Origin of the sequence: [Muricauda] lutisoli (nom. illeg.), assembly GCF_017313105.1 — a bacterium.
Taxonomy (GTDB): Bacteria; Bacteroidota; Bacteroidia; order Flavobacteriales; family Flavobacteriaceae; genus Flagellimonas; species Flagellimonas lutisoli.
The window spans coordinates 392185-406601 of sequence record NZ_JAFLND010000001.1 but is presented as its reverse complement, the minus strand read 5'-3'; the positions used below and the strand labels follow the sequence as shown (position 1 = coordinate 406601).

At 41.2% G+C, this 14417-nt stretch carries 12 protein-coding genes; 6 read left to right on the top strand and 6 right to left on the bottom strand.

What is annotated here, in order from left to right; genetic code table 11:
* Window positions 1-3: 3 nt before the first annotated feature.
* From J0X13_RS01970 to uvrB, 3 genes are read left to right on the top strand one after another with little or no spacing between them, the layout of a single operon-like run.
* Complete coding sequence (locus J0X13_RS01970; protein WP_207069801.1) at window positions 4-837, top strand: ABC transporter permease; 834 nt, start codon at window positions 4-6, stop codon at window positions 835-837.
* 29 nt (window positions 838-866) lie between these two features.
* Window positions 867-2600, top strand: a complete 1734-nt coding sequence (locus J0X13_RS01965) for a T9SS type B sorting domain-containing protein (RefSeq protein WP_207069800.1) — start codon at window positions 867-869, stop codon at window positions 2598-2600.
* 49 nt (window positions 2601-2649) lie between these two features.
* Window positions 2650-4638, top strand: coding sequence for an excinuclease ABC subunit UvrB (uvrB, locus tag J0X13_RS01960; protein ID WP_207069799.1), 1989 nt, complete (start codon window positions 2650-2652; stop codon window positions 4636-4638).
* Between the two features lie 90 nt (window positions 4639-4728).
* On the opposite strand, the gene J0X13_RS01955 is transcribed toward uvrB, so the two are convergent.
* The 5 genes from J0X13_RS01955 to J0X13_RS01935 all read right to left on the bottom strand — a co-directional run bounded on the left by J0X13_RS01955 (window position 4729) and on the right by J0X13_RS01935 (window position 8422).
* Window positions 4729-5157 (bottom strand): Hsp20/alpha crystallin family protein, encoded by a 429-nt coding sequence (locus tag J0X13_RS01955; protein WP_207069798.1) that lies wholly within the window; start codon window positions 5155-5157, stop codon window positions 4729-4731.
* Window positions 5158-5272: 115 nt separating this feature from the next.
* A complete protein-coding gene (locus J0X13_RS01950) occupies window positions 5273-5674 on the bottom strand; it encodes a TerB family tellurite resistance protein (RefSeq protein ID WP_207069797.1) in 402 nt (133 codons plus the stop codon).
* A gap of 117 nt (window positions 5675-5791) precedes the next feature.
* The gene (locus J0X13_RS01945) at window positions 5792-6127 is read right to left on the bottom strand and encodes a hypothetical protein (RefSeq protein ID WP_207069796.1); all 336 of its coding nucleotides are present in this window, start codon (window positions 6125-6127) and stop codon (window positions 5792-5794) included.
* Window positions 6128-6471: 344 nt separating this feature from the next.
* Window positions 6472-7665 carry an ADP-forming succinate--CoA ligase subunit beta gene (gene sucC / locus J0X13_RS01940; RefSeq protein WP_207027655.1) on the bottom strand — a complete coding sequence of 398 codons (1194 nt, stop codon included), beginning with the start codon at window positions 7663-7665 and terminating at the stop codon, window positions 6472-6474.
* Between the two features lie 118 nt (window positions 7666-7783).
* Complete coding sequence (locus tag J0X13_RS01935) at window positions 7784-8422, bottom strand: LON peptidase substrate-binding domain-containing protein (protein ID WP_207069795.1); 639 nt, start codon at window positions 8420-8422, stop codon at window positions 7784-7786.
* A 163-nt stretch (window positions 8423-8585) separates the two neighbouring features.
* On the opposite strand from J0X13_RS01935, the gene lysA reads away from it, so the two are divergent.
* On the top strand, window positions 8586-9824 hold the full coding sequence (gene lysA, locus J0X13_RS01930; RefSeq protein WP_207069794.1) for a diaminopimelate decarboxylase: 1239 nt from the start codon (window positions 8586-8588) through the stop codon (window positions 9822-9824).
* A 99-nt stretch (window positions 9825-9923) separates the two neighbouring features.
* Window positions 9924-10439, top strand: a complete 516-nt coding sequence (locus J0X13_RS01925; protein ID WP_207069793.1) for a thioredoxin family protein — start codon at window positions 9924-9926, stop codon at window positions 10437-10439.
* A 35-nt stretch (window positions 10440-10474) separates the two neighbouring features.
* On the opposite strand, the gene guaB is transcribed toward J0X13_RS01925, so the two are convergent.
* Window positions 10475-11947 carry an IMP dehydrogenase gene (gene guaB / locus J0X13_RS01920; RefSeq protein WP_207069792.1) on the bottom strand — a complete coding sequence of 491 codons (1473 nt, stop codon included), beginning with the start codon at window positions 11945-11947 and terminating at the stop codon, window positions 10475-10477.
* 243 nt (window positions 11948-12190) lie between these two features.
* Here guaB and J0X13_RS01915 point away from each other — a divergent pair, with 243 nt between their 5' ends.
* Entirely contained in the window at window positions 12191-14416 is a 2226-nt protein-coding gene (locus J0X13_RS01915; RefSeq protein ID WP_207069791.1) for a TonB-dependent receptor family protein, read from the top strand.
* Window position 14417 lies beyond the last annotated feature (1 nt).

The window sequence follows — 14417 nt, the reverse complement described above, 5'->3', positions numbered from 1 at the left end:
CGAATGTTACGTCTCCTACAAATAGAATTCATAAAACTTTGGAACAATAGGGCCAGCAAAGTGCTGATCATCTCCTATTTTGTGTTATTGACATCGATAGCACTGATCGCAGCCATAAAGTTCGATATTGGCCCAGTTCAGTTTCACTTGGCCGATCAAGGGATTTTTAATTTTCCTTACATCTGGCATTTCAACACCTTCGTCACAGCATTGTTCAAATTGTTTTTGGCCATCGTCATTGTTTCCATGATGTCCAACGAATACAGTAACAAGACCATTAAACAAAACCTGATCGATGGTTTGTCCAAAAAGGAGTTTATCCTTTCCAAAGTGCTTACCGTGATTTCATTTGCTTTGATATCCACCATTTTTGTATTTGTGGTATCTATGATTCTGGGGTTGGTTTATTCCGATTACAATGAGGTCTCCATCATTTTTTCGGATATGGAATTTTTACCTGCTTTCTTTTTAAAATTGGTCGGTTTCTTCTCTTTTTGTCTCTTTTTGGGCATTTTGGTAAAACGCTCGGCCTTTGCATTGGGATTCCTTATTCTATGGACCATTTTGGAGCAAGTTGTATTTGGTTTGATGGGATGGAAGGTAATGAGCTGGGAGTCTGCCAAGGCAGTAAAACGCTTCTTCCCTCTGGAATCCATGTCCAACTTGATCAAAGAACCATTCACAAGACTTTCCGCCGTTCAGAATATAGGCGAGCAAATTGGTGAAAACATGAAATTCGACTACCATGTGTATTGGTACGAGTTCTTGATCGTGATTCTTTGGACAGCTATATTCATCTATTTATCCTACGTATTATTGAAGAAACGTGATTTGTAGTATCTTGTGAGGTACACATCATCATGTAAATGCTGAACAGATACATTTTATGGGTTGCCCTTTTAATAGGTTTGGCTGCCGATGCACAGGTTTGCTCGGATATCCTATACCCTGCAGATGGGGCTACTGATGTTCCGCTGGATGCCACCATCGACTGGGAAACGGTAGATGGTGTACCATCATACAATATTACATTGGGCACAAGTCCAGGTGACAATGATATACTCGTCTCCCAATTTGCAAGTGGGTCGTCCTACACTCCTCCCCGTGGGCTTCCTGCAAACACAACAATATACGTGACCATTACCCTTTTCTTTTTTAACCAACCGAATGTTACGTGCCCCAGTTATAGTTTTACAACCGCACCATTAACATCAATTCCGAACTGCACAGAAACAACAAATCCGCCAGATATGGCAACAGATATTAATCCCAACACCAATATCTCGTGGAACTATACGTACGGTGCTGAGGGTTACCGGTTGAGTTTGGGCAGTACTCCAGGGGGAACGGAGCTTTTAAATGATTTTGATGTTGGCAACAGCTTGACCTACAATCCACCGGAAGATCTGATTCCTTCAGAATCCACTGTTTACGTTACCATAGTCCCCTACAATTCGTTGGGTTCGGCCACAGGATGCACTACGCAACAGTTTACTACACGAGCAGCATCGGAAATACCGGATTGCACAACTATGATTTACCCACAAAATGGTGAAACCAACGTACCGCTCTCCCCTTTTCTGGAATGGTCTGCCGTTCCCGATGCTACAGGATATATTGTGACGATCGGCACAACACCAACAGGTACGGATATATTGGATGGTTCTATTTTCAACACCAATTCCACTCCTGTGGTCAACTTTGAACCGAACAAAACTTTCTTTATCACTATAATACCATTTAATGATGCCGGGCAGGCCGAAGGATGCATCCAAACCAGTTTCAGCACCATTCTCGGGTGTGGACCATACTTGGATTTTGATACAGGAGAGTATGTCATCATCAACCCGGAAATTGATTTTCCCGATTCTTTTTCCTCTTGTCAAAACGAAGGTCCTTTGGTAATTTCATCAACAGATGAAGCAGAAGGGTACCGCTGGTATCAAATTGATGAGTTTGATGATGAAACATTGATTTCATCGACAAACGAAGTTACCATCACCGAAAACGGGCAGTACCGATATGAAGCCTATAACACAATAACCCAAAATGGAAATACCATTGAATGTCCATCATCCAAAATATTTGAAGTAGTCGCATCAGAAATCGCCACCATAGAAAACATTATTGCCCAGCCAACCGTTTCTTCGTTGCAGTTGACGGTTATTGCATCGGGAAATGGCAGTTACGAATATGCCATTGACACTATTGATGGACCCTACTCCGACAGTAATACTTTTAACAATGTGGAACCCGGAAGCCACACGATCTATGTCCGGGACAAAAATGGCTGTGGAATCGCACAAAAAGAATTCACACAAGATCTAACCGTAGAGGGTTTTCCAAAGTTTTTCACTCCAAATGGAGATAACATCAACGATCATTGGCAATTTATTCAACCGCAAAAAACAGAACCGGTCGTATTGAAAAGTATCCGGATCTTTGACCGATACGGTAATTTCCTAAAGCAGATTTTTCAAAATTCACAAGGATGGGATGGAACTGTTAGAGGAAGATCACTTCCTTCTGGGGACTACTGGTTCGTAGCCATTGACGATTCCGATCGGGAGATCAAGGGGCATTTCACACTAAAAAGATAATATCTCCATTTTACTTCCTTTTGGAGGCATCCTTTAGTATTTTTATCGAATGAAATTTCAGGTAGTTTCTGACTTTAAACCCACGGGAGATCAGCCCGAAGCCATCAAGCAATTGGTGGAAGGCATTGAATCCAACGCTCGCCATCAAACCTTGCTAGGAGTAACCGGTTCGGGAAAGACATTTACGGTTGCCAATGTTGTTGAATCGGTGCAAAGACCAACTTTGGTCTTGGCCCATAACAAGACCTTGGCAGCTCAATTATACTCGGAGTTTAAGCAGTTTTTCCCTAACAACGCAGTGGAATATTTTGTATCGTATTACGATTACTACCAGCCAGAGGCTTATATTCCCACAAGTGGACTTTACATTGAAAAAGACCTTTCCATAAACGAGGATATTGAAAAGTTACGTTTGAGTACCACTTCCTCCCTCCTTTCGGGGCGACGGGATGTGCTTGTGGTAGCCTCAGTATCCTGTTTGTACGGTATCGGAAACCCTATCGAGTTTCAGAAGAATGTTATTACCATACACAGAGATCAAGTTATCTCAAGAACCAAGTTTTTAAAACAGTTGGTCCAAAGCCTTTATGCCAGAACTACTGCTGATTTTAGAAACGGAAATTTTAGGGTGAAAGGCGATGTAGTGGATGTTTTTCCAGGGTATGCCGACCATGCCTTCCGTATTCACTTTTTTGGTGATGAGATAGAAGAAATTGAGGCATTGGACCCTTATAACAACAAGGTCATCGAGATTTACGACACCCTGAACATTTACCCCGCCAATATGTTCGTTACCTCTCCCGATGTGCTTCAAAACGCGATCAAGGAAATTCAGGACGACTTGGTAAAACAAGTGGATTATTTTAAGGAAATTGGTAGGCCTCTTGAGGCAAAGCGACTGGAAGAGCGTACCAATTTTGACTTGGAAATGATTCGCGAACTAGGCTATTGTTCGGGCATCGAGAATTATTCACGCTATTTGGATGGAAGAAAACCGGGCACCCGACCCTTCTGTTTATTGGATTACTTCCCAGATGATTATTTAATGGTAATCGATGAAAGCCACGTTACCATACCTCAAGTGCACGCGATGTACGGAGGCGATCGCTCCAGAAAGGAAAATTTGGTGGAATACGGTTTTCGGCTACCCGCAGCTATGGACAACCGTCCATTGAAGTTCGAAGAGTTTGAGGCCCTTCAAAACCAAGTACTTTATGTGAGCGCCACTCCCGCCGATTACGAATTGGAATTGAGCGAAGGCGTATATGTGGAACAAATTATCCGCCCAACCGGATTGTTGGATCCCGAAATTGAGGTTCGCCCCAGCGAAAACCAAATCGATGATCTAGTTGAGGAAATACAACAGCGCGTAGAATTGGATGAGCGAACTTTGGTGACCACGCTTACCAAACGCATGGCAGAAGAGCTTACCAAATACTTATCGAGAATTGATATCCGCTGCCGTTACATCCATAGTGATGTGGACACCCTTGAGCGTGTGGAAATTATGCAGGATCTTCGAAAGGGACTTTTTGATGTACTTATTGGGGTAAACCTTTTGCGTGAGGGGTTGGATTTGCCCGAAGTTTCACTTGTAGCCATATTGGATGCGGATAAAGAAGGTTTTTTAAGAAGCAACCGTTCCTTGACACAAACGGTTGGCCGTGCTGCCCGAAACCTGAACGGAAAAGCCATAATGTATGCAGATACCATTACCGAAAGCATGCAAAAAACCATTGACGAGACCAATTATAGAAGGGACAAGCAGATGGCCTACAACAAAGAAAATAATATTACCCCAACGGCACTTAAGAAGAACCTGGATAGTGCCTTGGCCAAAAATTCGGTATCCACCTATCACTTCCAGAAAGAAGAGTTACGTGCAGCAGAGCCAGATCTTAAGTACATCACTGAAGACCAAAAGGAAAAACTGATCAGGGAGAAAAGAAAAGCCATGGAAAAGGCAGCCAAAGAACTCAACTTTATGGAAGCGGCCAAACTTAGGGATGAGATAAAAATGCTTCAGGAAAAGGAATAAAAAAACGCGCCCCAGCAAATGCAGGAGCGCGCCTCAACTAACCAACTAATCCAACCATCATGAAACACCTATAGTTGGTGTTCTAATGTCTTATCCTATTTCGATCATTCTTTTTGGTTTTGGCAATGCCTCTTGTTTTTTAGGCAATGTCAACCTCAATATTCCATCTTCGTACTTGGCATCTATTTTAGAGCCATCTACGGTTTCGGGCAATGTAAACGCTCTTTTAAAGGAGGTAAAGGAGAACTCTTTGCGTGTGTAATTGTCCTCTTTTTCTTCGTTTTCCGTTTTAACCTCACTGGAAATGGTCAACACATCGTTGTCGATCTCCACGGTGAAATCATCCTTTTTCATTCCTGGAACGGCAAGCTCCAATTCAAATCCTTCGGTATTGTCCTTTATATTGACTGCGGGCATGGAAGTGTTAGTCCACTTATCTGTTCCACCGAACCAATCTGGACTAATAAAATCGTTCATCAAAGATGGAAAAAACAGGCTGTTTCTTTTTACTATACTCATGGCGATTCAATTTTAGTTAAACATTTAAATCACCAGGTATAAGTCAAAACCTATACCAACAATAAACACGTGTCTTTTTGACATGTGTTATCAAAAATAAGCTGACTTTTTGACATTAATTGTAATATGCTTTGAAGATATTGATAAGCACATCTGGCGGGACAATATTATCCGGGTAACGGTGCATAACTTCCAACACCTGACTGATGGCGGCCGGTGGCAGCCCCATTTTTAGGCCAATATTGTAAAGGGTGTTTATCTCTTTTTTATGTTGCTCATGATCAATGTTCATCAGCAAGATAAGTCGGTGGAATTGTACAATGCGTTCAGCCTGTGTTTTTAATCGGACCTTAGGTGATTTCTCCTTTAATAGCCCATCAAAAACATCTTTGGTCACCCCTAAATTGCGGGCTACTTTAAGTAAAAAATCATATTCGGATTGCTTAAGGGAATGGTCTACCCTTGCAAATCCGATCATCTCCGAAAGAATGCTCAATTTTTCCTTGTACGTACCCATAATATATGGTTCTGGTTCGTTACCTCAACTAGATAACTCCAAAACACCTGGTTTTAGTACATAAAAAAGCCCTGAATTTCAGGGCTTTTTCTAACTAACTCAAAATAATTCCCGTTTTTAAGCGGTAATGCGTACTGGAACTTCGTAAACTCTACCAGGCGCAACATTGTCCAATTGCACTTTTTTGTAGTTCAAACGGCTTTTTACGAAGCCTTCCATAATTTCATCTTTCGTTTCCACGGAAAGTACTAGCAATTCTCCTTTTTCAGTTACAATAAAACGAACCTCTGCGGTAAGCTCACTGTCCTCGATGTTTAGTCTATTGTCTTTCAACATTTCATAAATCTGGCCAGAAAGATTGGTCGCTTTTGTAGCCTTTTTACCTTTTGTTGCAAATGCACTCATGGTTGCGAACAATGCCAGTGCAACCGTAACAGTTTTTAAATTTCTCATGATTTTGTTTTTTGATTAATAATTGATGATTGATGATTTGCCAAAAATTAGACTTGATTGAAAGTCTTTTTTAATGACACTACAAAAATAAGACGATTAAAAAACAAAATTGTTACAGTTTGAGGTGATTTAACAAATGTTTAAAGTCCTTAATCTTGGGCTAACACCCTAATTTTACTGGAAAAGAGCAATTATAAAATATTTTTCAACACAACTTGTTCAAATTGAATAATTTATGTGTAACGGTGATTTTTAAGACAAAAAATGCGGTTCAAAAAGTTTAGAGCATAAAAAAAGGCAACGTTTGCACGTTGCCTTTGAAATATATTTTGAGGTTTTGAGGTCTAGCTCAAAACTTCCTCTACTTTATCCGCTGCTTCTTTAAACTGAACAGCTGAGTGAACAGCCAAACCTGAATTGTCTATGATTTCTTTGGCCAACTCTGCATTGGTTCCCTGCAATCTTACGATAATCGGCACTTGTATGGCGTCCCCCATATTTTTATAGGCATCCACAACACCCTGAGCCACACGATCACAACGTACGATACCACCAAATATATTGATAAGGATAGCTTTAACGTTAGGATCCTTAAGAATAATACGGAAGGCCTCTTCTACCCTTTTGGCATCTGCAGTCCCTCCCACATCCAAGAAGTTCGCTGGTTCTCCACCGGCCATTTTGATCAAATCCATGGTAGCCATGGCCAATCCGGCTCCGTTTACCATACAACCAACATTGCCGTCCAGATCCACATAGTTCAAGCCCACCTCGCGAGCCTCTACCTCGATCGGGTTTTCTTCGCGAAGGTCACGCATCTCCGCATAGGCCTTTCTTCTGTACAAAGCGTTGTCATCGATGGTAACTTTGGCATCTACCGCCATGATCTTATCATCGGAAGTCTTCAAAACCGGGTTGATCTCAAAAAGACTGGAATCACTTTCAACATAAGCCTTGTATAATGACATAACAAATTTCACCATCTCTTTGAACGCTGTACCGGACAATCCCAAGTTGAACGCTATTCTTCTTGCCTGGAAAGGCAATAGGCCCAATCCGGGATCAACTTCTTCGGTAAAGATCAAATGCGGTGTCTTTTCGGCCACTTCTTCAATATCCATTCCTCCTTCGGTAGAATACATGATCATGTTTTTACCTGTTCCCCTGTTCAATAGGACGGACATATAAAATTCGCTGGTTTCGCTATCTCCTGGATAATACACATCCTCGGCAACCAAAACCTGGTGAACCTTTTTACCTTCAGCAGATGTTTGTGGGGTAACTAGGTTCATTCCTATAATGTTACCTGCCAACTCTTCTACCTCTTTCAAGTTTTTGGCCAATTTCACTCCTCCGCCTTTACCTCGGCCACCTGCATGAACCTGTGCTTTTATTACGTGCCATCCGGTTCCGGTTTCCTGTGTAAGTTGTTTTGCGGCATCTACCGCTTCCTTGGCGTTGTGAGCAACAATTCCTCTTTGGATCCTAACCCCAAAACTGGCTAAAATCTCTTTTCCTTGATATTCGTGAAGATTCATCTGTGAATTTACTTTTGTTTGCTGACAAAAATAGAAAACACCGCTGACAAATTGAAGATGTTAAATGAATAATTACCGATTAAACCTTAATTAAAAGTCAGTTTCGCTATTCCGAACACTACAATTTGAAATCTTGAAAGTCCAATGGATCAAAATTTTTAAAGTGACCGTTCATTTCAATAACTCCTTTGGTGCGATTTACTTCATTTAGAACATTGGCTGTTGCATCTAAATGATCCTTTATAAAATTCAATCGGTCCGTTTCTTTTGCCATGAGCAACAATTTATATTCCTGCTCAAAGGAAAGTCCCATTTTGTGGGCCAATGAATAGCTGTTAAACTGTTTAGGTGATATTTTGGTAAAGGGAACATCCATAATGTCATAAAGGTTCTCGACCTTTTGAAGCACCTCTTCCCTCAAAGCCTCATCTGCATTGTTTTCAATTTCAAGGAATTCAACTTCTCCTCCGGCATACAATTTACCCTCCAACTGTTTTTCAAAACTCAGTACCTTAAAAATTTGACGTGCAACACAAACCACATCCATTTCGCCAGTTTCATACGTATTGACCACCTCAACCAACTGTACCTCAGTTCCATATGAAATGGAATTATTTATATAAACAGGAATACCAAAGGTAAGTGCTTCCTTGCGACAATCATTGATCAATTGTTTGTATCGGTCTTCAAAAATATGAAGGGGCACAGTCTCTCCCGGAAAAAAAACTGATTTTAAAGGAAATAAAGGAAGTTTCATATTATGAATTTGTTTAAAAATACACATCAAAACCAAAAGGTACAACCCTTGAGACCACATCGTTGTTATAAATAAAACACCTTGTTATATTTTAATGAATAATGTCAGTTTTCTTGTGTGTACCGCGGACAAAACCTAGTTTTGCTTAAAATATTGGTTTACTATGAATTCTAAGGACTTACTTCAACTTACCGAACAATTTGGCGCACCACTTTATGTATATGATGCAGATAGGATCACTTCACAATACAAAAAACTGACCAATGCATTTAAAGGTGTACCCAACCTTAAGTTGAACTATGCTGCCAAGGCATTGTCCAATGTAAGCATCCTTAGATTACTGAACAGTTTGGGAAGCGGCTTGGACACTGTATCCATTCAAGAAGTAAAATTAGGCTTATTGGCCGGGTTTAAGCCAGAATCCATCATTTTTACGCCAAATGGTGTTTCTTTGGAAGAAATTGAAGAAGCTGCGGCACTTGGGGTCCAAGTAAATATTGACAACCTCTCCATTTTAGAGCAATTTGGGAGCAAGCATCCGGACATTCCCGTTTGTATCCGTATCAATCCACACGTAATGGCGGGAGGGAACTCCAATATTTCTGTGGGACACATCGATTCCAAATTCGGCATAAGCATTCACCAAATTCCACATTTACTGCGAATTGTGGAGTTGACCAACATGAATATCAACGGAATCCACATGCATACCGGCAGTGATATTTTGGATATAGATGTTTTCCTTTATGCTTCAGAAATTCTTTTTGAAACGGCAAGCAACTTTAAGGATTTGGAATTTATAGATTTTGGCAGTGGATTTAAAGTCCCTTACAAAGAGGGGGATATCCAAACCAATGTGGATGAGTTGGGCAAGAAACTCACCAAAAGATTCAACGAGTTTTGTAAGGAATATGGCAAAGAGCTCACGCTAGCCTTTGAGCCAGGCAAGTTTTTGGTGAGCGAGGCAGGCTACTTCTTGGCCAAGGTAAATGTAGTGAAGCAGACCACTTCCACCGTGTTTGCAAGTGTTGATTCTGGTTTTAACCACTTGATAAGACCCATGTTGTACGGGTCCAACCATCAAATTGAGAATATTTCCAATCCGAAGGGAAAAGAACGCTATTACTCCGTGGTAGGCTACATCTGCGAAACGGATACATTTGGCAGCAATCGTAGGATCAATGAAATATCCGAAGGGGATATCCTGTGCTTTAAAAACGCAGGCGCTTATTGTTTCACTATGGCCAGCAATTACAATTCCAGATACAGACCTGCCGAGGTACTTTGGCACCAAGGAAAAGCTCATCTCATCAGAAAAAGGGAAACCTTTGATGATATTTTGCACAACCAAGTGGACGTAAAAGAGCTTTTCGATACACCAAAGAAACAAGCTGTGAAGTAGGCTCAAAGCTTTATCAGAGTGTTAAAGCCAATACTATTTTGGCACAATTTTCGTTAGTTTTGTATTGATAGAACGACAAATACGTCAAAAACGAAGACTATGCGCTCAATTTATACCCAAATCAGCTTACTTTTCATAGCATTTATAGGCTTTAATGCACAAGCCCAAGATATTAATTGGATATCCTGGGAAGAGGCCGTTGAACTTTCCAAAACGGATGCGCAGCCCAAAAAAATATTTGTTGATGTGTACACGGATTGGTGCGGATGGTGTAAAAAGATGGATAAAAACACATTTCAACATCCAGACGTATCCAAATACATGCAAGACAATTTTTATATGGTAAAATTGGATGCAGAAGGTAAGGATCCCATCGAATATCAAGGCAAGACATTCAAATTTGTTCCATCAGGAAGAAGAGGCTATCATGAATTGGCAGCGGCGCTTTTGCAGGGTCGTATGAGCTACCCTACGGTGGTTTTCTTGGATGAGCAATTGAACATGCTATCCCCCGTTCCTGGATACCAACAAGTGGAACCTTTTATGCAGATCGCCAAGTACTTTGGTGAAAACATCTACAAGGATAAGGATTGGGAAAGCTACGCTGGAAAATAAATTCTCCAGCGTTTGCGTTTACAATTTAAATTTATCTACCTGCTATAATTCGGACTCTCTTTGGTAATGGTCACATTATGTGGGTGGCTTTCGTGGATTCCGCTTGATGTAATCTTTACAAAACGCGCACTGTTTTTCAAGGTCTCGATATCGCCTGCGCCGCAATAGCCCATTCCTGCACGTAGTCCACCTATAAATTGATGCATACTTTCCACCAATTCACCTTTGTAAGGTACTCGGCCCACGATACCTTCGGGCACCAACTTTTTGATATCGTCCTCAACATCTTGGAAATATCTATCCTTACTACCCTTTTTCATGGCCTCGACAGAGCCCATTCCACGATAGGATTTGAATTTACGCCCTTCATAAATAATAGTTTCCCCTGGAGATTCTTTAGTACCGGCCAACAAGGAACCTAACATTACGGTATCCGCTCCTGCCGCCAAAGCTTTAGGGATATCACCCGTGTAACGGATACCTCCATCAGCAATTACCGGAACTCCTGTTCCTTTTAATGCAGCAGATACTTCCAAAACAGCTGAAAACTGTGGGAAACCGACTCCGGCCACAACGCGAGTAGTACAAATAGATCCAGGTCCTATACCTACCTTAACCGCATCCGCTCCTGCCTCCACCAAATATTTTGCTGCTTCAGCGGTTGCAATATTACCCACTACAACCTCCAATTCCGGAAAGGATTTTTTTACTTCTTTCAATATACTGACCACACCTTTGGTATGTCCATGTGCGGTATCTATAATAATGGCATCAACCCCTGCTTTGACCAATGCTTCGGCCCTGTCAACAGCATCGGCGGTAACCCCTATGGCAGCCGCAACCCGTAAACGTCCATACTGGTCTTTGTTGGCAATGGGCTTTTGGGTAAGCTTGGTAATATCTCTAAACGTGATCAAACCAATAAGTTCGTCCTTATCGTTGACCACCGGTAATTTCTCAATCTTGTTTTCCTGAAGGATTACCTCTGCTTGCTGCAAAGAGGTACCTTCCGCCACCGTAACCAAGTTTTCCGATGTCATTACCTCGGCAATGGGCCTATCATCATTTTTTTCAAAACGAAGATCACGGTTGGTCACAATACCGATAAGCTTTTTGTCGGAATCCACAATTGGGATTCCACCTATACTATGCTCTTTCATGCTGGCTTTGGCATCGCGAACTACGGATTCCAAAGGAAGCGTTACCGGATCCATGATCATTCCGCTCTCGGCACGTTTTACCTTTCTAACCTTAAGCGCCTGTTGCTCGATCGTCATGTTTTTATGAAGAACACCGATACCGCCCTCCCTCGCCATGGCAATGGCCATACGGGATTCGGTTACCGTATCCATAGCTGCAGAAACGATGGGCACATTAATGGTGATGTTCTTAGTAAATTTTGACTGAATATTTACTTCTCTGGGAAGTACTTCGGAATAAGCCGGTACAAGAAGGACGTCGTCGTACGTTAGTCCTTCGCCAACAATTTTGTTTTGGTGAGCTTCCATTGCAATTACGGATTAATTGCGTGCAAATATACCACTAATTTTAATGAAAGAAAGACATACCCAATACTTTCTCCATTATTGAGAAAATGTTGCGACCATAAACGCAACGGCAGATACTCAAAAAGACGACAATTTTCCATAAATTATATTTATTTATTCTAAATAAGGTTTGTTTTATTCTTTTGAGGATGTACATTTGCATTCCAAATTAATTTTTATTTAAACTAAGTCTTAATTAATACAATGTACCGACCATCATTAATCATCATCGCATTTTTTAGTTTTCTATTTCTTTCTGGACAACAAAAACCAATGGGCAATGATTCCACATTAATACAACTGAACGAAGTTGTTCTATCCGCAAAAGTGATTTTTGGAAGTAAATTTGTCGCAAAGAACAGAACGGGTTCTTCCTATTACTTGTCTCCCGAAGAAATCAAAAAATTCAATTATACAGACGTCAACCGGACTTTACGTGCTGTTCCCGGGGTCAATATTTACGAAGAAGATGGATTTGGTCTTAGACCAAACATTAGTTTACGGGGAACTTCTCCGGAAAGGAGTTCGAAAATCACCTTAATGGAAGATGGTGTCCTTATTGCTCCCGCTCCTTATAGTGCCCCATCTGCTTATTATTTTCCTACCATTGCACGGATGCAAGCTGTAGAAATATTAAAGGGGAGTAGTCAAGTGCAATTTGGGCCATACACTACAGGCGGCGCCATAAATATGATTTCCACCGAAGTCCCTGATAACTTTGGGATCTTTTTGAACAGTAGTTACGGAAGCTTTCAAAGTGGCCGGATCCATGCCCAATTGGGAGATAGCCGTAAAAACTTTGGTTATTCGGTAGAATACCTCAACTACAATTCCAATGGGTTTAAAAACTTAGAAAATGGAGACAATACAGGGTTTGACAAGAATGACCTGGTTGCCAAATTCAAGATCAACACGAATCCAGAAGCAATGGTGGGACAGGAATTTGAAGTTAAATTGCAATATTCAGATGAAACTTCCAATGAAACCTACTTGGGCCTGACCCAGGAAGATTTTGACGCTGACCCCTTCCGTCGCTATGCTGGATCACAAAACGACCAAATGAATGCTGAGCACTTCCAATTAATGGGAACCCATGCCTTAAAATTCAGCGATCAATTCAGGATTACCACCATAGGCTATTACAACGATTTTAGCAGAAATTGGTATAAAGTGGATTATGTTACCATTGATGGCGAACGTCAAGGTATCGGCAACATTTTTGGGGCCCCGAACGAGTTTGCATCCTATATAGATTTAGTAAAAGGCTCGATCAATAGTGGAGCGAATGACCTACTGAATGCCAGAAACAACAATAGAGATTATTTGTCAACCGGGGTTCAAACAAAATTGGATTACCATTGGAGCGGTGAGAACACCTATCACGACTTGGAAATAGGACTACGTTACCACTATGATGAAGAAGACCGCTTTCAGTGGATAGATGATTATGCCATGGTAAACGGAGATATGCAATTGGTCAATCCAGGCGTTCCAGGTACTAATGCCAATAGGGTAAGCAGTGCTAAAGCTTTTGCTTCTTATGCCATGTACAAATTGAAAATCAAAGACTTAACATTAACGCCAGGCCTCCGTTACGAGAACATTGCCCTGGAAAGATTGAACTATGGAACCAACGACGTGGAACGTACTGGTTCTGATCTTTCCGAAAGACAGAATAAAGTAGACGTTTTTATCCCAGGAATTGGTTTCAACTACAATTTCAATGACCTATCCGTTTTTGGAGGGGTGCACAAAGGCTTTTCACCTCCAAGTAACCAACCAGGAGAAAATCCTGAGGAAAGTGTAAACTATGAGTTGGGCAGTCGCTTCTCATTTGCAGGTATTTCCGGCGAGTTAGTTGGTTTTTATAACGATTACAGTAATCTTTTGGGCAGTGATCTTGCCGCAACAGGCGGAACCGGATCATTAGATCAATTTAATGCTGGCGAAGTACGCGTGCAGGGTATTGAGCTGCTGCTCAACTATAACTTTTTGGAGAACAATGAAGACCTTCAATTGCCATTTACTTTTGGATATACGTTGACAGATACCGAATTTTTGAACAGCTTTGGTAGTGAAAACGATATTTGGGGCGAGGTTTCCTCTGGTGATGAAATGCCATACATCTCCAAACACCAGTTCAATGCAACCTTATCATTGGAACACCAAAATTTTGAATTAAATGTGAGCGGTAGGTACAATGGAGCTTTTAGAACCATGGCCGGAAATGGACCTATACCTGCCAACGAAAAAGTAAATTCCAACTTTATATTAGATCTTGGTGGAAGATACAGGTTCAACGATCACTTGGCCGTAACTGCCAACGCCATAAATTTATTGGACGAAAAATACGCCGTTGCAAGGGTACCTGCAGGTTTAAGACCTGGTCATCCATTTGGTGTTTACGCAGGTATTGAGCTTAGATATTAAT